The organism is Klebsiella spallanzanii (assembly GCF_902158555.1).
In the GTDB taxonomy this organism is placed as follows: Bacteria; Pseudomonadota; Gammaproteobacteria; order Enterobacterales; family Enterobacteriaceae; genus Klebsiella; species Klebsiella spallanzanii.
In genome coordinates this window covers 113587-133802 of sequence record NZ_CABGGS010000007.1, presented here as the reverse complement: position 1 = coordinate 133802, position 20216 = coordinate 113587, and the positions used below count along the sequence as shown (strand labels likewise).

20 protein-coding genes and 1 pseudogene are annotated in these 20216 nt (G+C 55.8%); 8 read left to right on the top strand and 13 right to left on the bottom strand.

Annotated features, from left to right (window positions below):
- The coding region (locus FN082_RS09765; RefSeq protein WP_142981504.1) for a transposase at positions 1-122 on the bottom strand (122 nt) is incomplete at its 3' end.
- Positions 123-322: 200 nt separating this feature from the next.
- Here FN082_RS09765 and FN082_RS09760 point away from each other — a divergent pair.
- Positions 323-1225, top strand: coding sequence for a GGDEF domain-containing protein (locus FN082_RS09760; RefSeq protein WP_142981503.1), 903 nt, complete (start codon positions 323-325; stop codon positions 1223-1225).
- Positions 1226-1236: 11 nt separating this feature from the next.
- Here the strand turns inward: FN082_RS09760 and FN082_RS09755 are convergent, their stop codons facing one another.
- Positions 1237-2070: a helix-turn-helix transcriptional regulator gene (locus tag FN082_RS09755; RefSeq protein ID WP_142981502.1), complete on the bottom strand. Its 834-nt coding sequence runs from the start codon at positions 2068-2070 to the stop codon at positions 1237-1239.
- Between the two features lie 253 nt (positions 2071-2323).
- Here FN082_RS09755 and FN082_RS09750 point away from each other — a divergent pair, with 253 nt between their 5' ends.
- Positions 2324-3091, top strand: coding sequence for a phytanoyl-CoA dioxygenase family protein (locus tag FN082_RS09750; RefSeq protein WP_142463946.1), 768 nt, complete (start codon positions 2324-2326; stop codon positions 3089-3091).
- A 134-nt stretch (positions 3092-3225) separates the two neighbouring features.
- Here FN082_RS09750 and FN082_RS09745 read toward each other — a convergent pair whose 3' ends face one another.
- From FN082_RS09745 to FN082_RS09725, 5 genes are read right to left on the bottom strand one after another with little or no spacing between them, the layout of a single operon-like run.
- On the bottom strand, positions 3226-3567 hold the full coding sequence (locus FN082_RS09745; protein ID WP_110277185.1) for a PTS fructose-like transporter subunit IIB: 342 nt from the start codon (positions 3565-3567) through the stop codon (positions 3226-3228).
- Positions 3568-3582: 15 nt separating this feature from the next.
- Positions 3583-4458 carry a [formate-C-acetyltransferase]-activating enzyme gene (locus tag FN082_RS09740; protein WP_139541143.1) on the bottom strand — a complete coding sequence of 292 codons (876 nt, stop codon included), beginning with the start codon at positions 4456-4458 and terminating at the stop codon, positions 3583-3585.
- Positions 4424-6721: a formate C-acetyltransferase gene (locus tag FN082_RS09735; protein WP_142981501.1), complete on the bottom strand. Its 2298-nt coding sequence runs from the start codon at positions 6719-6721 to the stop codon at positions 4424-4426. The genes FN082_RS09740 and FN082_RS09735 overlap by 35 nt, the downstream gene beginning before the upstream one ends.
- A 54-nt stretch (positions 6722-6775) precedes the next feature.
- A complete protein-coding gene (locus FN082_RS09730; RefSeq protein ID WP_004100938.1) occupies positions 6776-7096 on the bottom strand; it encodes a PTS fructose-like transporter subunit IIB in 321 nt (106 codons plus the stop codon).
- Positions 7097-7116: 20 nt separating this feature from the next.
- Entirely contained in the window at positions 7117-8193 is a 1077-nt protein-coding gene (locus FN082_RS09725; protein ID WP_139541145.1) for a PTS fructose transporter subunit EIIC, read from the bottom strand.
- Between the two features lie 307 nt (positions 8194-8500).
- Here FN082_RS09725 and ptsP point away from each other — a divergent pair, with 307 nt between their 5' ends.
- Positions 8501-11002, top strand: a complete 2502-nt coding sequence (gene ptsP / locus FN082_RS09720; protein ID WP_142981500.1) for a phosphoenolpyruvate--protein phosphotransferase — start codon at positions 8501-8503, stop codon at positions 11000-11002.
- A 446-nt stretch (positions 11003-11448) separates the two neighbouring features.
- On the opposite strand, the gene FN082_RS09715 is transcribed toward ptsP, so the two are convergent.
- Complete coding sequence (locus FN082_RS09715; RefSeq protein ID WP_142981499.1) at positions 11449-12534, bottom strand: tartrate dehydrogenase; 1086 nt, start codon at positions 12532-12534, stop codon at positions 11449-11451.
- 82 nt (positions 12535-12616) lie between these two features.
- Between FN082_RS09715 and FN082_RS09710 the strand changes: the two genes are divergently transcribed.
- On the top strand, positions 12617-13594 hold the full coding sequence (locus tag FN082_RS09710; RefSeq protein ID WP_185931925.1) for a LysR substrate-binding domain-containing protein: 978 nt from the start codon (positions 12617-12619) through the stop codon (positions 13592-13594).
- Between the two features lie 190 nt (positions 13595-13784).
- Here FN082_RS09710 and FN082_RS09705 read toward each other — a convergent pair whose 3' ends face one another.
- Entirely contained in the window at positions 13785-13907 is a 123-nt protein-coding gene (locus FN082_RS09705; RefSeq protein ID WP_138362586.1) for a small membrane protein, read from the bottom strand.
- 273 nt (positions 13908-14180) lie between these two features.
- Here FN082_RS09705 and FN082_RS09700 point away from each other — a divergent pair, with 273 nt between their 5' ends.
- Together FN082_RS09700 and agp are read left to right on the top strand one after the other, a co-directional pair.
- Complete coding sequence (locus FN082_RS09700) at positions 14181-14405, top strand: hypothetical protein (protein ID WP_139541149.1); 225 nt, start codon at positions 14181-14183, stop codon at positions 14403-14405.
- Between the two features lie 141 nt (positions 14406-14546).
- Positions 14547-15794 (top strand): bifunctional glucose-1-phosphatase/inositol phosphatase, encoded by a 1248-nt coding sequence (gene agp / locus FN082_RS09695; RefSeq protein WP_142981498.1) that lies wholly within the window; start codon positions 14547-14549, stop codon positions 15792-15794.
- Positions 15795-15924: 130 nt separating this feature from the next.
- On the opposite strand, the gene FN082_RS09690 is transcribed toward agp, so the two are convergent.
- Together FN082_RS09690 and wrbA are read right to left on the bottom strand one after the other, a co-directional pair.
- Positions 15925-16152, bottom strand: coding sequence for a YccJ family protein (locus FN082_RS09690; RefSeq protein ID WP_139541151.1), 228 nt, complete (start codon positions 16150-16152; stop codon positions 15925-15927).
- Positions 16153-16172: 20 nt separating this feature from the next.
- Positions 16173-16769 carry an NAD(P)H:quinone oxidoreductase gene (wrbA, locus tag FN082_RS09685; RefSeq protein ID WP_112215195.1) on the bottom strand — a complete coding sequence of 199 codons (597 nt, stop codon included), beginning with the start codon at positions 16767-16769 and terminating at the stop codon, positions 16173-16175.
- A gap of 373 nt (positions 16770-17142) precedes the next feature.
- Between wrbA and FN082_RS09680 the strand changes: the two genes are divergently transcribed.
- Both FN082_RS09680 and FN082_RS09675 read left to right on the top strand, forming a co-directional pair.
- Complete coding sequence (locus FN082_RS09680) at positions 17143-17316, top strand: con-10 family general stress protein (protein WP_112215194.1); 174 nt, start codon at positions 17143-17145, stop codon at positions 17314-17316.
- Positions 17317-17485: 169 nt separating this feature from the next.
- Positions 17486-18063: pseudogene (locus FN082_RS09675) on the top strand (EamA family transporter); the annotation flags it as partial.
- A gap of 314 nt (positions 18064-18377) precedes the next feature.
- Here FN082_RS09675 and rutG read toward each other — a convergent pair.
- On the bottom strand, positions 18378-19700 hold the full coding sequence (gene rutG, locus FN082_RS09670; RefSeq protein WP_142981497.1) for a pyrimidine utilization transport protein G: 1323 nt from the start codon (positions 19698-19700) through the stop codon (positions 18378-18380).
- Positions 19701-19721: 21 nt separating this feature from the next.
- Positions 19722-20216 (bottom strand): NADH-dependent FMN reductase RutF, encoded by a 495-nt coding sequence (gene rutF, locus FN082_RS09665; protein WP_139539644.1) that lies wholly within the window; start codon positions 20214-20216, stop codon positions 19722-19724.

The following is a 20216-nucleotide window of genomic DNA, read 5'->3' as shown; positions in this document are numbered from 1 at the left end:
CAGTTGTAATAGCTGGCTTCCGAAATAGCGGCCTCACGGCACACATCCTTGACGGTACGTCCGGCTTCGACGGACTTCAGAACGGCGATGATCTGGTGTTCAGTGAATCGGATCTTACGCATAGCGATCTCCTCAGGGGACATTATCAGTATGTCGGAAGATCTCTAAAAGTGAATGGTTCGTTTTGCCGGGATACTTACAAGTCCACTCTCTCTTTCGCTGATATCCCCCATTTACGGGCAATGCGCCTTTAAAGTTCGCTCGAACACCGTTGGCTGGTATGCTTAACACATGGTAAGCCACGTTGTTGAGAGACCTACCCATGCCTGAACGCGAAAAAAATATCAATATCCAACCCCCTTCCACTATTTCCCGAACGCATTTTCTTCCCGCATTTCTGACGATCGTTGCCGTATCCGGCCTGTGTGCATTTGTGTCGCCGACGCTGGGGCCCTGGAGCGTGATTTTGTCTAATCCTGGAATGTATATCGACCTGTTGGCGCTGTTTTTTCTGCTGTTTATACTGTGGAGTTCGACCAAAGTGCGCATGAATCACGTGGCGGTTAACTGGGTACGCTACGGGCTGCTGCTGTGGATTGCCGGGGGAACGTTTGACCTGATGGACGAAATTTTCCGCCAGCCGCGCTGGATGGGCTACTACTGTGAAGATCTCTTGCGCCTGTCCGGGATGCTGCTGACCGCTATTGGGATCTACAAAATCATCGAGCGTATCAATCTTCTGTACGTCGATGCGCGTTCTCAATCGCTAAAGGATGAGCTGACCCAGTTGCCAAACCGCCGCTTTTTTATCGACACCATTCGTGAGAAAGAGGGACATCCGCTGGCGCTAATGATTGTCGATATCGACTACTTTAAGAAAATTAATGATACCTATGGGCATCTGGTGGGGGATGAAGTGTTGTTTGCCCTCGGTAAGCAGCTGGCGAAGCTGACCAGCGATAAGGTGTTGCCATCGAGGATCGGCGGAGAAGAGTTCGCCATTATTGTTGATGGTCTGTCAGCGCAGGAAGTTGATGAACTGGCGCAGTCAATTTTGCAAAATGCCCGCGCAATCCTGATTAATCACGATAATCCGCTGTCGGTAAGCATTGGCGTCGGCCTGCGCAAACAGGATGAACCGCAGAATGAGTTTATTAAAAAGGTCGATGACGCGCTCTACAAGGCGAAAAATAACGGTCGCGGGCGCGTGGAGTGGGCCGCATAGCGCGGCCTGAATCATCCCTGCTGCGCGCTGCGGCAGTGGCGGCGATATTCGGAAGGCGAGCGCTCGGTATAGCGTTTAAACACCCGACAGAAATAGTTGCTGTCGACGAATCCGCAGTTATGGGCGATCTCTTTTACTTTCAGATCGTAGCCGCGCAGCAGCTTTTTCGCTTTCTCCAGGCGCACGCTGGTAAGGAATTCGTTGAAGCCGACGGAACCTGATTTCTGGAAAATATGCGAAAGATAGTTAGGTGTGATATGAAAGCGTTTCGCTACCGACTCGCGGGTCAGGGGTTGGCTGAGATGTTCTTCCAGATAATCCTGCACCGCCATAAACAGATCGCGGCTGCGGCTGACCCGCATCTCCAGGCCAACCAGTTGCTCAAGGCAGTGGCTTAAGAGCGCAGAGACCACCAGCCTGGCGGTCACCGGGTCCGGCTGCAGGCAGATTTCATTGAGCGACAGCAGCAGGTAGGAGCCCACGCGTGGCCCGAGGCGAGCAACGTTCTGCTTCTCGGTTCTCAACTGCTTGCCGTCCCAGTACTGCACGCAAAATCCGAGCTTCTGGCGACCAAACAGGATGCTTAGCGTTGATGCCGATCCGGTCCATTCCGGCAACGTCCATTTACCCGCCTGAACGTAGAGCACCTGCGAGGCGGATAATACCGGTTCCGACAACGGTAGCCCGCTTTCCTTGAGTTCACCCTCCAGCACAATCTCCAGCCGCGGGAAGGGGACTTTAAACGCCAGCGCAGGTTCGGAGATATCCGGCTCTGGAAATCTGACGTGCAGATTATCCTTCTGATTTACTAAGCGATTTAAAATATCTGCCAGATCGTCAATCATGCCGTAAGCCTTAGAAGAGAACCATTATCCTGTTGATTATAATCTATTTTATCAACACTGATTTGTTCTGCATCAGCCCGGTTGGTTATTGATAGCTCCGGAATAGATTGAAAAAACGCTGGATTTTGATAGCCATCACACTTTTTCCTGCCGCGTACGCTTGTCCAGTTTTTCGTAGTTTTGGCCTCATGAATTCCCGGTCGGCACAGATTAGAGTTTGTTTTGTGTTATCGATAAGTTAAGGAATATAAATATGGAACAACAATCTGCGGTTTATCTGGATGCGCTGGGGGCTAACATCGCGCTGTCCTCGAAAATGAAACAGGAGCTGGATACCCTGGGCTATACCGTTGTGCATAACGTGGCGGACCCGGAATGGCTGGAGGCGATGCGTACGCTTATCGATGCTATCGTCGAAAAAGAGGGCGATAACCTGGCGATTGAACATCATCAGGAAGCGACGGCAACGCGCATTGCCAATCTGATTAATAAAGGGGTGGTTTGGGAGAAAGTCTGGTCTCATCCGCTGGTCCTCTCTGCCTGCCAGTATATTTTTCAGGGTGATTTTAAAGTCTCCAGCCTGAACGCGCGGGAAGCGCTGTTTAACGGCGGCCACCAGCCGTTGCATGCGGACTGGAAAAAACCGCGTCCGGATTTCCCGAAAGTGCATCTGGTTAATGCTATCTGGGCTATTGATGATTTAAGTGCGGAAAACGGTGCGCCGCGCATTATTCCTGGAACGCACCACCGACCTGAGCTGCCGGAAGAGGTGTTGGATAATCCAGAGCTGACGCATCCTGATGAAGTGGTGTTTGCCGCTCCGGCTGGCAGCGTAATGATTTACAACGCCCATGCCTGGCACGGTGGGACGCGCAATCGTATCGGCAGCAGAAGGCGCGTATTGCACAGTTTGTATATCGACCGCGAAGATACGGCGCAGCAGGATCAGCAGCGCTGGCTGACGCCGGAAACCGCCAGCCGCCTGACGCCGGCGCAGAAATGGCTGCTGGGCGTGGCGTAAATTGAATTGTAGCCCCGGTAAGCGCAGCGCGACCGGGGGAAGTTTGAAGTTGCTGAGGGGCTATTTCCCCGGGCTGCGGCGCAAGCGCCTTGCCCGGGCTACAAAATCACTGGCGGCGCATACTTACCCCTCACTCAAGGGATCTCAATATAGACCACTGGCTTTTTCATAATGCATTTCACCGCTTCGACAATCTGCTGCGGCTGCAACAAGAAGGTTTTGATGCTGGTCTTAATGGTGCGGATGCCGCTAAAACGCTTGGCATCGTCGATTTCAATATCCGTCACCAGCAGAACGACATCGACATGGGCAATATCGTCCGCCGTGATTTTGTTCTCCACCCCCAACGCTCCTTGCGTTTCAATCTTGATATTCCATTTCTCATGGTGGCCGACCTTTTCCAGGCGCTCGGCTGCCATATAAGTGTGAGCGACACCGCTTACGCAGGCCGTTACGGCAACGATATTGAAATCCATAGCATCCTCCAGGCGTTATCCGCCGATGGTCACGCTAAAACCGGCCTGTTCAGCCAGCGTCTTGAATGGTTGAATCTCAGATTCTTCAGGTGCTTTAATCATCGACATCGACCATGTTTTTCCCAGTAAGTGATATTTTGGTTCGCCGTATTGATGGAACGGCAGAAGATGAATTTCTGGCAGCTTAAAAGGGGCTAAAAACGCCAGTATCTGGCGGAAATTCTCTTCATTAAGCGTAAATCCCGGAATTAACGGCACCCGGGGTATCACATGAATATTCGCTTCTATCAGACGGCTGAAGTTATCCAGCACCCGCGGCATATTCATCAGCAGCTGCCCTCTGGCCAGCGCTTCATCCATAATTTTTAGATCAAATAAGACTTCATCACACTCTTTCGCCAGCGGGAAAAAACGGCTGAATGCGGTATCGCCAGCCGTTTCAATCGCGGTCCTGATCCCCCACTCGCGTAAACGGCGCAGAAGACGGGTGGCAAACTCGGCCTGCATCAGCACTTCGCCGCCCGACAGGGTGACGCCGCCGCCGGAGGCGCGGAAGAAGATTTCATCCTTCAGCACCTCTTTAAGCAGATTATCCAGCGTGACGTCGCGGCCAATTTGCTCCCACGCGCCGGAAGGGCACTCGACAACATCCTGCTGGCAGCGGGAACAGTGCAGGCACTTGCTCTCCCGGCGTACGGTCTGGATTTTCGGCGAGATCGACTCCGGGTTGGCGCACCATGGGCAGGTATGCGGGCAGCCTTTAAAAAAAACGACGGTGCGGATCCCCTGGCCGTCATTCAAAGAGTAGCGCTGGATGTTAAAAATGCGCGCCTTATCGGCGCGCGTTTCCATCACCTCACAGCTGATGCGCGGTGCGGCGGATAATGTCATCCTGAATCTCCTGCGACAGCTCGACAAAGAAGGCGCTGTAGCCCGCGACGCGTACCACCAGACCGGCAAAATCTTGCGGCCGCTGCTGGGCTTCGCGCAGCGTGTCGGCGTTGACCACGTTGAACTGAATATGCTGCAACTTCAATTTGGTGAAAGCCTGTAAAAAATCCGCCAGCTTGTTCAGACCGCCATCACCGGCAAGCGTCGCTGGCGTGAATTTGACGTTCAGCAGCGTGCCGTTGGACAGCAGATAGTTATCCAGCTTGCTCACCGATTTGAGCACTGCGGTCGGTCCCTGTGAATCCTGACCGACCATCGGCGACAGCCCGCCGTCCGCCAGTTGCTCCCCGGCCAGGCGTCCGTCCGGGGTCGCGCCAACCACTGAACCCAGCGGCACGTGGGCGGATACGGTATATGAACCCGGCGTGAAATGGCCGCCGCGCGGGTTCTGGTACTGTTCAACCTCTTTGCAGTAGAAACGCAGCAGGTCGGCGCTGATGTTGTCCACTTCGTCGATATCGTTACCGTATTTCTCAAAGCGGTTGATCAGGCGGGCGCGGATTTTTTCACCTTCCGGCGTCTGGAAGTTGGCTTTCAGCACCGCAATCAGTTCGGCAAAGCTCAGACGCTGTTGCTCAAATACCATTCCTTTTAGCGCGTGAAGCGAGTCGCTGAGGTTGGCGATGCCGATGCCCTGGACTCCGGAGAAGTTATAGCGCGCGCCGCCTTCGGTAATATCCTTGCCGTGCTGCACGCAATCTTCAATAAATGAAGAGAGCAGGGGAACCGGTGCCCAGTCGCGGTGGCCAATATCGCAAATATTGCTGCCTTCGACCATCAGCTTAATGTAGTAGCGGATCTTGTCGCGGATCTGGTTGATCAGCCCATCCCAGGTGATGTCAGGATTGCTTTCGTTCTCCAGCATCACGATTTCCATCACCTTCAGCAGGTTGAACATCGCGATATCGTGCAGGCCGTAGGTGCGCCCCGGGATAGACAGCTCAACGCAGCCGACCACCGAGTAATCCCGCGCGTCTTCCAGAGAAACGCCGCGGTTGAGAAATGCCGGGATCACCACTTCATCATTAAAGATTTGCGGAATGCCGGTGCCGAGGCGAATGGTCTCTGCGGTTTTGCGCAGGAAAGGGCGGTCGATCAGTTCATTGACCCGCACGCCGAGGTTCGGCTGCGGCAGGCGCACGTTCTGATAGGCGTCGAGGGACAAAAACGACAGAATATTCACCGCGCTGCGCCCGGTCTCGGTCAGGCCTCCGAGCAGGGCCGTGTAGCCAGTCGGGAAGCCCGCGAAGTAGCGCGCGCTGCTGGTGGAGCGCAGCAGAACGATATCGTTGCACTTCACCCACAGCGATTCCAGCAGCTCTTTGAGGAACTGCGGGTCCTGGCCGCGATTCAGCGACGCCTGATAATACGGCAGCATGTACTGGTCAAAGCGCCCCAGCGAAATGGAGCTGGCGTTGGATTCATATTGCAAAATGATATTCATATACCAGAAGAGCTGGCTGGCCTGCCAGAAATCCTCCGGGCGATGCACCGCGTTATGGCGGGAAATTTCGGCGATAGTTTCTAGTTCTTTACGCCGCTGTTCATCAACGCAGCTGGCGGCCATTTCATCGGCCAGCGCCGCATAGCGCAGAATATGGCGCTGGGAAGCTTCCAGCAGGATCAGTACCGCCTGATAGAAGCTGTTTTGCGGATGCTGTTTGTTTACCGTTTTCAGCTCCGCCACCAGCGCGGCCAGGCCGTTTTCCAGCAGGCGAGGGTAGTCAATAATGATATGCCCCTGGCCCTTATCGGTCTGGTTAACGCTAAAAATCTGCGTGCTGACGGCGGTTTTCACTTCATCCGTCATCTGGCTGTTGATGAAGTCCTTCATCGAGCGATTTTCCCAGTAGGGGAATAGCTCTTCACGATAGATACGTTTGTCTTCTTCGCTAATGTTGAAGCGGTCCTGCGGACGGGTCGGGAACTGATCTAATTCTTTAAGCAGCCAGTAGGGATCCATCTCCGGGGAGATAATCCCGGCGCGTGGTTTAATCGTCCGGTTACCGGCGATCAGTTCATCATCACGAATCGAAATCTGTACGTGGTCGAGGACCCATTCGGTCGCTTTCGCCCGGCGGATCATCACCGGCTCCCCCTCCGTCTGCTTATGGCTGGCGGTATAGAGCAGGGCGCGCTCGAGGGATATCTCGCGCGGGTTAGCGAACAAACTGTCTTTTAAACGTTGAGTGCGATTAGTCATGACAAACTCCGTGTTATTTTTTTGCGGGGCGCAGACCGCGCCCCGGCATTTTATTCAGGCATTCTGAGAAAGGTGGCTGTCGATTTTGTTCATAATGGCTTCGGCGCGCTTCACGGCATCGCTGATGTTGACGCGTACGATGGTTTTCCCGGCAAAACGCTCTTCGAACTTGATGCCGATATCTTTGGTCAGGATAACCATGTCGGCGCTGGCGACGTCTTCTGCCGTCAGTTCATTCTCAATGCCGATGGAGCCCTGAGTCTCGACTTTGACCTGCCAGCCCTTGGCTTTAGCTGCGCTTTCCAGCGACTCAGCGGCCATATAGGTATGTGCGACGCCAGACGGGCAAGCGGTAACGGCGATAATTTTGGTCATAAAATATTCCTTCCAGTTTTTCAGTTAATTTCGAAATCAAGATCCATCTCGTCATCGGCTTTGGCGTCTGACGTTTTCTTCTTGGCAAGGGCTTTGAGCAGGATGACGCAGGCGGCGCTGACGACTGCGCCAACCGCCAGACCGGCAATAAATCCGCCTTTACCTTCGACGACCGGCAGGACGATCAGCCCGCCCCAGCCGGCGTAGCACTGGGCACCGAACAGCGCGGCGGTCACGCAGCCGGCGGCGGCGCCAATCATGTTGGCCGGGATCACGCGCAGCGGGTCAGCGGCGGCGAAAGGAATCGCGCCTTCGGTGACGCCAACGCATCCCATAACCAGCGCGGCTTTACCGGTTTCACGCTCTTCAGCGGAGAAGTATTTACGGCCAATCAGCGTTGCCAGCCCCATGCCCAGCGGCGGTACGGCGATGCCAACGGCGGCAATCGCGACGACGCTGTAAACGCCCTGAGAGACGCAAATCAACATAAAGGCGTAGGCAACTTTGTTTACTGGCCCGCCCATATCGAAAGCCAGCATCAGGCCCATAATGATCGCCAGCACGACGATGCTGCCTTCGCGCATCCCTTGCAGCCAGCCGGTTAAGCTGGCGGTCAGCGCGCCGATAGGTTCACCGAGGCCCCACATCATGATCCCGGCGGTAATAAAGGTGCCGATAATCGGGATAACGAAGATAGGCATCACCGAACGCAGCACTTTGTGCACTGGGATTTTCTTCAGGTAGTAAACCACCAGGCCGCCAATCATCCCGGCAATCAGCGCGCCGAAGAAACCGGCGCCGAAGCTGTTGCCGACCCAGGCACCAATAGCGCAGGGGGCCAGCGCCGCGCGGTCGGCAATGGAGTAGCCGATATAGGCCGCCAGGAACGGCACCATTAACGTCAGACCGGCCACGCCGATATCAAACAGTTTTTTCAGATTAGGATCGGTGGCAACATCGGGCACCGCGCCCTTGCCGTACAACATAACGGAGACGGCCAGCAATATTCCTCCGGACACGACAAAGGGGATCATATGTGAAACCCCGGTCATGAGGTGCTGGCGTGTATTTTTTAGTATTTGCACCAGTTCGTTCATTGTTTTCTCCTGAGCCTGTGCGGCTCGTGACTGAGTTGATGCATCAACCTTAGAAAAAGGGCGGCTTATAAAACAGTAGAGAAAAAGTGCATTTACTGGATATTTGTAAGGCGAGAAGAAAATTGCGATCCACCTCAAATCTTAGTCCTGCGGGGTTTTTAAGCTATTTATCTGGCGTGTTTGTGACGGTGAGCATAAAAAAGATCCGTGCATACAAATATCCAGTAATTGCCAGTTTTGTCGCGTAGTGGCTGGCGGATTCTTTCTTTACTTTTGAGGCAATAATGCATTGTTCAGGAGGAAGACGATGGCTCTGGTAATTGAATTCATATGTGATTTGCCCAACGGTGTACATGCGCGTCCGGCAAGTCTGGTAGAAACGCTATGTAATACTTTTTCGTCTTCGGTCGAATGGTTGAATACCCGTAGCGAAGGGCGCGGGAATGCGAAAAGCGCGCTGGCGATTATTGGCACCAACACCATTAAGGGGGATAGCTGTCAGCTGATCATCAGCGGTCAGGATGAGCAGCAGGCGTTTGACGCGCTGTCGGCCTTTATCATCGACGATTTTCCGCACTGCGATGCGCCGCTGCCGACGGTCGATCAAATGGACGTTCAGCCGGTTCCGGAATCACTCTCGCGCCTCAACCCCACCTTGTTTCATGCGTTGCCGGTTTGCGCCGGAAGCGCGGGAGGACGGCTCACGCATCTTAAATCGCTGGATCTGCGCGATTTAGGCACGCTGCCGGCGGCGGGAAATATTGAACAAGAGCAGGCGTCGCTGGATAACGGGTTGATGCTGCTGGTGAAAAATATTGAGTTTCGTCTGCTGGATAACGACGGCACCGCCAGCGCGATCCTTGAAGCACATCGTTCTTTAGCGACCGATGCCTCGCTGCGCCAGCATCTGCTTGGCGGCCTGCTGACCGGCCTGAGCTGCGCTGAAGCAGTGGTGGCGACCAGCGAACATTTCTGCGCCCAGTTCAGCGCCTCCGGCAATAGCTATCTGCAGGAGCGCGTGCTGGACGTTCGCGATGTCTGTTTCCAGCTGCTACAGCATATCTACGGCGAATCGCGCTTCCCGGTACCGGGCAAACTGACGGAAGAGTCTATCTGTCTGGCTGATGAATTAACCCCCAGCCAGTTCCTCGAACTGGATAAAACGCTGCTCAAAGGACTGCTGCTGCGCAGCGGCGGAACCACTTCGCACACGGTGATCCTCGCACGATCGTTCAATATTCCGACCCTGGTGGGCGTCGATATGGATGCGCTGCTGCCGTGGGTTGATCAACAGGTGCAGATTGACGGCAACGCCGGTTTGGTGGTGGTGAAACCCGATGAAGTCGTCGCGCGCTACTATCAACAGGAAGCGTGGGTGCAGGAGCAAATTCGCCGTCAGCAGCAGACCTGGCTGGATAAAGAGGGGCGCACGGAAGACGGTATTCGTCTGGAAGTGGCGGCGAACATTGCCCACTCGGTAGAGGCGATGGCGGCATTTAATAACGGCGCGCAGTCGGTAGGGCTGTTCCGCACCGAAATGCTGTATATGGACCGCCCGAGCGCGCCGTCGGAAAATGAACTTTACAACATCTTCTGCCAGGCGCTGGAACCGGCCAACGGGCGCAGCATTATTATTCGCACCATGGATATTGGTGGCGACAAGCCGGTGGCCTATCTCAATATCCCGGCAGAGAACAACCCGTTCCTCGGCTATCGCGCGGTGCGTATTTACGAAGAGTATCAGGCGCTGTTCCGCACCCAGCTGCGGGCAATTCTGCGCGCTTCGGCGCACGGTTCGCTGAAAATCATGATCCCGATGATTTCATCAATGGAAGAAATTCTATGGGTCAAAGAGCAGCTGGCGGATGCTAAACAGTCGCTGCGCAGTGAGCATATTCCGTTTGATGAGAAAATCCCGCTGGGCATTATGCTCGAAGTGCCTTCGGTGATGTTTATTATCGACCAGTGCTGCGAAGAAATTGATTTCTTTAGTATCGGCAGTAACGACCTGACCCAGTATCTGCTGGCGGTGGATCGCGATAACGCCAAGGTAACGCGTCACTACAATAGCCTCAACCCGGCATTCTTACGCGCGCTGGATTATGCAGTTCAGGCGGTGCATCGTCAGGGGAAATGGATTGGCCTGTGCGGCGAGCTGGGAGCTAAAGGTTCGGTGCTGCCGCTGCTGGTGGGGCTGGGGCTGGACGAGCTGAGCATGAGCGCGCCGTCGATTCCGGCGACCAAAGCGCGTCTGGCGCAGCTTGATAGTCGCGCCTGCCGTCAGTTGCTTAATCAGGCGATGCAGTGCCGCACTTCACTTGAAGTGGAGCATCTGCTGGCCCAGTTCCGCATGACCCAGCAGGATGCGCCGCTGATTAGCGCCCAGTGCATTACGCTGAACAGCGACTGGCGTAGCAAAGAAGAAGTGATTAAGGGCATGACCGATAACCTGCTGCTGGCCGGACGCTGCCGCTACCCGCGCAAGCTGGAGGCTGACCTGTGGGCCCGCGAAGCGGTATTCTCTACCGGGTTAGGGTTTAGTTTTGCCATTCCGCACAGCAAATCGGAGCATATTGAGCAGTCAACCATCAGCGTTGCTCGTCTGGCGCAGCCGGTAGTCTGGGGCGACGATGAGGCGCAGTTTGTCATTATGCTCACGCTGAACAAGCACTCGGCTGGCGATCAGCATATGCGTATTTTCTCGCGTCTGGCGCGGCGCATTATGCATGAGGAGTTCCGCAAGGCGCTGGTGACAGCTGAGAGCAGCGAGGAGATTGCGACGCTGTTGCAGCGCGAGCTGGAGCTGTAGTTCGGGCCGGAGAATCTCCCCGGTGTTCGACATCGTCTGCGGTGTTGTAGCCCGGATAGGCGCGTCAAGCGCCGCCTCCGGGACGGTGTTATAGGGGTTCCGTTCACCGCTATTTCGCAGAAAATGTCTCACCGTGGAACGTGAACGGGTAAAGGGGGAGAAAACCGTCTCCCCCTTTACAATCCCCGCGGTCCCGCCAGGAAATCGGTGCTGCGCACTGCGCTCACCTCCCGGTCCTCAGCCTGCGGTCGGCTCAACTCGACATCACTGTCTCGATTCGCCTCTGTCCGCCATCCCTGGCGGCCAGCCCTTGTCTTCGGTCCTCCGGTTCACCGATTTCAGCGGGCACCAGGGCATCGCTGTATATATCGCAGTTTCAGAGATATTCCCGCAGCTGTATGAAAATCTTCCCGGAGGCGACGCTGACGCGCCTGTCCGGGCTACTTTTATCCGGCAATGGCCCGGCAAATCGCTTCGCCCACCTGCTGGGTGGAAGCGGTGCCTTTCATATCCGGCGTTTTCGGCCCGCTGGCGATGGTCTGCTCAATCGCCGCCAGAATGCCGTCATGAGCGGCCTGATAGCGTTCATCCCCGTTGCCGAGGAAGTCGAGCATCATCGCCCCGGCCCAGATGGTAGCGATAGGATTGGCGATATTTTTGCCGTAGATATCCGGCGCGGAACCGTGGACCGCCTCAAACAGCGACGGGAAGGTTCGATCCGGATTGAGATTCGCCGACGGGGCAATCCCGATGGTGCCGGTACAGGCCGGGCCGAGATCGGAGAGGATATCGCCGAACAGGTTTGAACCGACTACCACGTCAAAACGCTCCGGTTGCAGCACAAAGCGGGCGCACAGAATATCAATATGCTGCTTATCCCACGTCACCTCCGGGTAGTGCTGCGCCATCGCTTCCACGCGTTCATCCCAGAAAGGCATGCTGATGGCAAGGCCGTTGGATTTGGTCGCTGAAGTTAACGTTTTGCGCGGGCGGCTTTGCGCCAGTTCAAAGGCGTAGCGCAGGATCCGATCAACGCCGCGGCGGGTAAACACCGACTCCTGAATCACCACTTCATGTTCGGTGCCCGGATTCACATGTCCGCCGAGGGCGGAATACTCCCCTTCGGTATTCTCGCGCACCACGTAAAAATCGATATCGCCCGGCTGCTTACCCGCCAGCGGGCAGGGCACGCCGGGAAACAGACGCACCGGGCGCAGGTTGACGTACTGGTCAAACTCGCGGCGGAACTTCAGCAGCGAACCCCAGAGCGAAATGTGATCCGGCACGATATCCGGCCAGCCGACCGCGCCGAAGTAGATAGCATCAAACTCTTGCAACTGCGCGTGCCAGTCGTCGGGCATCATTTTACCGTGTTGCGCATAGTAATCGCAGCTGGCCCACTCAAAATGCTCGAAGCTTAACGCCAGTCCCCAGCGTTCGGCGGCGGCCTGCAGTACGCGAATGCCCTCAGGCAGCACTTCTTTTCCGATGCCATCGCCGGGGATGGCGGCAATACGTAAGGTTTTATTCATTGTTGTTCTCAGTTTGCGGTAAGGGAAATTGACTTCACCTCTATCCTATAATTGACTGATTCATAATTAATCCCGTCAACTGGTGAAACATAAAACACGAATCATGAATAATCTGCCGCTGCTGAACGATTTACGCGTCTTTATGCTGGTCGCCCGCCGCGCCGGTTTTGCCGCCGCCGCTGAAGAGCTGGGCGTTTCTCCGGCTTTTGTCAGCAAGCGGGTGTCGTTGCTTGAGCAGACGCTCAACGTCCAGCTACTGCACCGGACCACCCGGCGGGTCGCCATTACCGAGGAGGGCGAACGCATTTACGAATGGGGGCAGCGCATTTTGCAGGATGTCGACCAGATGATGGACGAACTCTCCGATGTGCGACAGGTGCCGCAGGGGACGCTGCGCATTATCAGCAGCTTCGGTTTTGGCCGTCAGGTTGTCTCCCCGGCGCTGTCCGAGCTGGCCCGCCGGTATCCGCAACTGGAGATCCGTTTTGACGTTGCCGACCGGTTGGTGGATTTGGCCAACGAGGGGGTCGATCTGGATATTCGCGTCGGCGACGATATTGCCCCCAATCTGATTGCCCGCCAGCTTGCGACTAACCACCGTATTCTCTGCGCCTCGCCGGAATTTGTGGCCCGTTATTCGCGACCAAAGCAGCTTAGCGATCTCGCCGCGCTGCCTTGCCTGGTGATTAAAGAGCGCGACCGGCCCTTTGGCGTCTGGCAACTGCACAGCAAAGAGGGCGAACACGCGATTAAAGTGACCGGTCCGCTGTCGTCAAATCACGGCGAGATCGTTCATCAATGGTGCCTGGACGGGCAGGGGATCGCGCTGCGTTCGTGGTGGGATGTGCGTGAAAATATCGCCAGCGGAAACCTGGTGCACCTGCTGCCGGAATACTATCAGCCCGCCAATATCTGGGCGGTGTACGTGTCGCGGTTGGCGACCTCAGCGAAGATTCGCACCACTGTGGAGTTTTTGCGTCACTACTTTCAGCAGCGCTTCCCGCAGCAGTACGACGAGGCAAAATTGCCGACGGCAGGCACCGTTGGCCGAGGGGATTAAACGCCGGGCCTGTCGCGTGTGCTGACATCGATTGGCTGAGCCAACGCGGAACAGGCCTGGGAATCGTAACGATTTTTTACGCAGACGCTAAGGCAGGTGATTAAGCCTGCCTTCTTTTTGTCATTATCGTTTGAAATCAGGCAGTCCGGCAGAAATAGTAGGGGCAGGAGGTAAGAATCGTGGGGACGTATTATTTCTTTTTCTTATGAGTTGGCAGCTGGCCTGAGCGCCGATCCTTGACGTAGGATACCAGGCTGTAGATGGCTACACCCAGTAAAACCACCGCAACGATAAAGAGCAGGATACCTGACATAGATTAACCTAATGTTATGTTTAACATGAAGAAAAAATACCGTGATATCGAGATAATAGCATCGGGATATTTCTTAAATATGACCCGATGAGTAAGACCGGAATGGACTGCCAGTGAAGCTATTAACTTATTATTTACATGAATAAATGTAAAGTGTAAAGCGCGATGGTGGTGAAAAAATAAACGGAGTAACACACCTTTAAGCGAATTTACAGACGCGCGCCCGGCAGGCTGCTAACCTTGGCCCGCTTAAATATGGGTTGAGAGTAATAAATGTGTAATAAGCATATCGTCGGTCTTGTTGGGCTGGCGTTGATTGTGACTTCTTTTAGCAGTCTGGCGGATTCCGAACGTCAGTCCATCCGTGAACGTATTGTCGAACAGGTTATAAAACCCTGCGAAGGTAAAAACGCGGGGGATAAAGTGCTGATCGTCGACCATCGCGGCGGCAAGCATGAAGCGATCTGCACCCTGGCGGCGGTCCCGCTACCGGAGTGATGGTCACTCCTTCGTCCTGAATAATTCCTGACGTATTGTTTTAATCAGCGTGTCTTACCCAGTTTGCGAGCCATTGCGCGGAAAAATGTCATGATTTTGTCACAATTAGGGCGATGATAATCACTGACTGAGGGTTAAGGGATGAGAAAAAGTCTACTCGCTGCCGCAGTGGCAGGCGCTGTTTTACTGTCCGCTGGCGTCCTGGCGCAGGAACAGACCGTACCGGAAGGCTACCAGCTTCAGCAGGTGCTGATCATGAGTCGCCATAACCTGCGCGCGCCGCTGGCGAATAACGGCAGCGTGCTGGAGCAGTCAACGCCGAAATCCTGGCCGGAGTGGGATGTACCCGGCGGCCAGTTGACCACCAAGGGCGGGGTGCTGGAAGTCTATATGGGGCACTATATGCGCGAATGGCTGGCGCAGCAGGGGCTGGTAACCAGCGGCGAGTGCCCGCCAGAAAATGCGGTTTATGCCTATGCGAATAGCCTGCAGCGTACCGTCGCCACGGCGCAGTTCTTCATTATCGGCGCGTTTCCTGGCTGTGGCGTAACGGTGCATCATCAGGAAAAAATGGGCACGATGGACCCAACCTTCAACCCGGTGATCACCGATGATTCCGCCGCCTTCAGCGAAAAGGCCGTGCAGGCGATGGAGAAAGAGCGCCAGGGCATGCAACTGGGCGATAGCTATAAGCTGCTGGAGGAGATGACGAATTATCGCAATTCGCCTTCCTGCAAAGAGAAACAGCAGTGCTCGCTGAGCGACGGGAAAGACACCTTTAGCGCCAAATATCAGCAAGAGCCGGGCGTATCCGGCCCGCTGAAAGTGGGCAACTCGCTGGTCGACGCTTTTACGCTGCAATACTACGAAGGTTTCCCCAAAGATCAGGTGGCGTGGGGGGAAATCAAAAGCGATAAGCAGTGGCAAGTGCTGTCGAAGCTGAAAAACGGTTATCAGGATAGCCTGTTTACCTCTCCTGAAGTGGCGCGCAACGTGGCTAAACCGCTGGTGAAATATATTGATAACGCGCTGGTGGGTGATGCCGCGAAGGCAGCGAAAGTGACGCTGCTGGTAGGGCATGATTCCAATATCGCCTCGCTGCTGACAGCGCTGGATTTCAAACCTTATCAACTGCACAACCAGTACGAGCGCACGCCGATTGGCGGCAAGCTGGTGTTCCAGCGCTGGCATGATAAGAACGGCAATCGTGATGTGATGAAGATTGAGTATGTCTATCAAAGTACCGAGCAGTTGCGCAATGCCGATGCGCTGACTCTGCAGTCGCCGCCGCAGCGGGTAACGCTGGCGCTGAACGGGTGTCTGGTGGATGATAACGGTTTCTGCCCGATGGAGACCTTCAACAAGGCGATGGCGGAGGCCATCAAGTAAAAAAGCATAAAAAACCCGGAGCAATCCGGGTTTTGGTTGTGTAGCCCGGACAGGTACGCAGTACCGCCTCCGGGAATGATGCAGGAGGTTCCCGGAGGCGGCGCGTCGCGCCTGTCCGGGCTACCGCGCATCAGACGTTTTTGCGCTCAATAGTTTGCTCGCCCCAGAACAAAGAATCCTTGTCCGTTTTGGCGAAAGCGAGAGGCAGCACTTCATCGTTGCCTTCTTCCCAGATCTGTTCTGCAACCTTCTCATCGTAATGAGCTAATTCAAAAATTGCCTCGGCAATTTCGGGAGAGGTATTGCGTAAACTTGCCCATTCACCCACGCGGTGTGCTTTTGCTTCTTGATTCGGCATGCTTTTCCTCCTGCTGAAGATTAACCGTGTAGCTTAACGGCCAGGCCCGCGACGTGTTCACCTTGATAGCGGGCAATCGCCAGTTCTTCCTCGCTTGGCTGACGCGAGCCGTCGCCGCCGGCAATCGTAGTGGCGCCGTAAGGGGTTCCGCCACGAACCTGCGAGACATCAAATAGCTCCTGAGCACCGTAGCCAATCGGCACAATAATCATCCCGTGATGGGCAAGGGTGGTCCAGGTAGAGGTAATGGTTTGCTCCTGGCCGCCGCCGGTACCGGTCGAGCTGAATACGCTGGCCAGCTTGCCGTACAGCGCGCCGGATGCCCACAGGCCGCCGGTCTGATCAAGGAAGGTGCGCATCTGTCCGGACATGTTGCCGAAACGGGTTGGGGTACCAAAGATGATGGCGTCATACTCGGCCAGCTCCTGCGGCGTGGCAACGGGGGCGTTTTGTGTTTTCCCGCCTGCTTTGGCAAAAATCTCTGCCTGCATGGTTTCCGGCACGCGCTTCACGACCACCTCAACGCCATCAACCTTGTTTGCTCCTTCGGCGACGGCATGCGCCATGGTCTCGATGTGTCCGTACATTGAATAATAAAGCACCAGAATCTTAGCCATTTGCATCACTCCTCGGTTGCGTTATAGACCAGTTACTTGACTGGCTACCTTTAAAGATAAGACCTCTGGCGAAGAGTGCAAATGCAACAATCATTTGTTTGATTTATAACAAAATTGCAAAGAATAGTTTTGTCGCAAAAAGATACATTTTTGTCCCAACGCTTTTTGGCAACCATAAGAGGTGCTTAGCGTACGTGCGGCATCACAATGGTCGTCCTTATGGGGAATCTATTTCAGGATGTGACGATATCGGGGCTGCATGGGTATTTTTCGCTAACCTTAAAGGCACGCGATGCGAAATCGGTATCGCGGAGGCGAAAGTCTCGTGATTCACCTAATGCAGCATGATGTCTAACCTAAATGGAGGTCAGTAATGGCAAACCATCGTGGCGGTGCCGGTAATTTTGCCGAAGACCGTGAAAGAGCATCAGAAGCAGGTCGTAAAGGTGGCCAGCATAGCGGGGGGAACTTTAAAAACGATCCCCAGCGCGCTTCCGAAGCTGGCAAAAAAGGGGGGAAAAACAGTCACGGCAATCGCGACAGCTAGCGCGCCCGACTGATTCAGAACTGATTGGGGTTAATCTCCAGGGCCCGACCCCATCGCCCTCGCCGCCGACGTGTTGTCGGCGGTTTTTTTATGGGTGAATGGTTGCCTCTGCGGGGGGGGGGGGGGGAGACTGCACACTAGCGGGCTATTTATTATGATTGGCCGTGTGATGTCTTCGTTTAAATTTTCCCTTACCCGCCAGGAAGCCATTCTGCTTGTTATCACCATATTCTGGGGGGGACGTTTCTCGCCGTTCAGTATGCGGTGACGCTAAGCGGGCTGCTGTTCTTCGTCGGACTGCGTTTTGGTACCGCCGCGCTGGCGGTGGCTTTACTGTCTCTGCGTACATTACGCGGCCTGACATGGCTGGAGCTAAAAGCGGGCGCGGCGATAGGTATCTCGATTGCGCTGGGCTACGGCCTACAAACCTGGGGGTTGCAGTCGATCTCCAGCAGTAAATCGGCGTTTATTACCGCCATGTACGTGCCGCTGGTGCCGCTATTGCAATGGCTGTTCCTCAGACGGATGCCGGGGATGATGTCCTGCGTCGGTATCGTGCTGGCGTTTATCGGTCTGATCCTGCTGGCCGGCCCGGAGAGTAACCTGCTGGCGCTGGGTGTCGGCGAGATGATCACTTTTGCCAGCGCGGTGGCGATTGCGGCAGAAATTATTCTGATTAGCGCCTGGGCGGGGAAGGTGGATATCCGCCGGGTGACGGTAGTTCAGCTGGCGACGGCGTCGCTGGTGGGCTGCGTGTTTATTCTGGCGGGCGTGCTGGTTAGTGAGCTGAAGTGGAAGCGGAAAAAGCTTCCGCCACCGGTGAAGCTCCCGGATGGCGGCGTGAACGCCTTATCCGGGATGAGGGATCGTGTCGAACCTTAGCTGAGTATTCCCGGAGGCGGTGCTGCGCACCTGTCCGGGCTACCAGATCGCAGACGACGGTAGGACCTGTAGCCCGGGCAAGGCGCCCTGCGCCGCCCCCGGGAGCACAGCGCAGGATGGCATAATTTCCCGGAGGCGATGCTGCGCATCTGTCCGGGCTACAGGTACGTGCCAGCGGGCTAAACAGGGGTGACGTCAGGTTGTTTGACTTCATGCTGACGGCGGTTAAGCAGCGCGTGGAGCAGAATCGCGCCGAATGTCGCCGTCCCGATCCCGCCGAGGGTAAAGCCGCCCAGCGATAGCGCAAAATCACCTGCGCCCAGCACCAGCGTTACCGCGACCATAATCAGATTGCTGTTCTGGCTCAAATCCACCCGGTTTTGTACCCAAATCCGCGCGCCCGCAACGGCAATCAAACCGAACACCACAATGGATGCGCCGCCGATAACCGGCCCGGGAATGGTGTGGATTAGCGCACCAAACTTTGGTGAAAATCCGAGCAGCATCGCAATCACCGCCGCCGCGACGAACACCAGCGTGGAGTACACTTTGGTCACCGCCATCACGCCGATATTCTCTGCATAGGTCGTGACGCCGCTGCCGCCAACCGAACCTGAAAGCATGGTTGCCAGCCCGTCACCGACGAACGCGCGTCCCATATACGGGTCCATATTGCGCCCGGTCATCCCGGCAACCGCCTTCAGGTGGCCGAGGTTTTCCGCTACCAGAATCACTGCGACCGGTGCGATCAGCATCATCGCCTGGCTGTTAAACGTTGGCGTTGTCACCTGCGGCATACCAAACCACGCTGCCTGTTCAAGCAGGCTAAAATCGAGCGGCTTGCCCAGCCCAAACACGTTCGCCAGCAGCGCGTAGAGCGCGCAGGCGACAATCAGCCCAACGAGGATCAGCAGCCGCTGAAGCATCCCGCGGGTAAACACCGCCACCAGGCCGATGCACAGAACGGTCAGCACCGCCATCCAGCCGTCGAACGGCGTTGATGACACGCTGCGCACCGCGATGGGCGCGAGGTTCAGGCCGATCGCCATCACCACCGCGCCGGTCACTACCGGCGGCATCATCCGTTCAATCCAGCGGGTGCCGATTTTCATTACCACCAGGCCAATCAGGGTATAAACCAGCCCGCAGATAATAATGCCGCCCAGCGCGACGCTCAGGTGCGGGTTCAGCCCCTGACCGTTGAAACCGGTGACGGCGATGACCACGCCGACGAAGGCGGCACTGGAGCCGAGATAGCTCGGCACGCGCCCGCCGGTAACCAAAAAGAACAGCAACGTACCAACGCCAGACATCAGGATCGACAGGTTGGGATCCAGCCCCATCAGGATTGGCATTAGTACGGTTGCGCCAAACATCGCCACCGCGTGCTGAACGCCCATCACCACGGTTTGCCCGACCGACAGCCGTTCATCGGGAGCGACGACGCCGGACGCGGCGGAGGGGGAGGTTAACTGCCAGCGAGGAAAATCGAAGAGAGCCATGATGATATCCTGGGTTTTAGGTTAACAGGCTGGGCGCATGAGCGTGTGGTAGCCGCGGTCGAACCACATCAGTCCGCGCGGGTCCGGATGGCGAACAATCGCCGCCACTTCGCAAAACAGAATGTCGTGAGTCCCGACGCTAACGATCTGGCTGATGCGGCAGTCAAAGCTCACTAGCGCCTGTTCAAGACGCGGGCAGCCGGTTGCACCGGTTTGCCAGTCGGCGGCGGCAAAGCGTTCCGCCATCGGGGTTTTACCGCCGAAAACGTTTGATAGCCCTTCCTGGCCGGCTGCCAGGGTGTTGACGCACAGCGCCTGGTGCTGGCTGAATATCGGCCAGACTGAGGCGGAGCGATTCAGGCATACCAGCAGGGTGGGCGGCGCATCGGTCACGCTGCAGACGGCGCTGGCGGTGAAGCCCGCACGGCCTGCCGGGCCATCGGTGGTAATAATATTAACCGCCGCCCCAACGTGGGCCATGGCGTCGCGAAAGCTTTGTTTATCGGCAAAAGACAT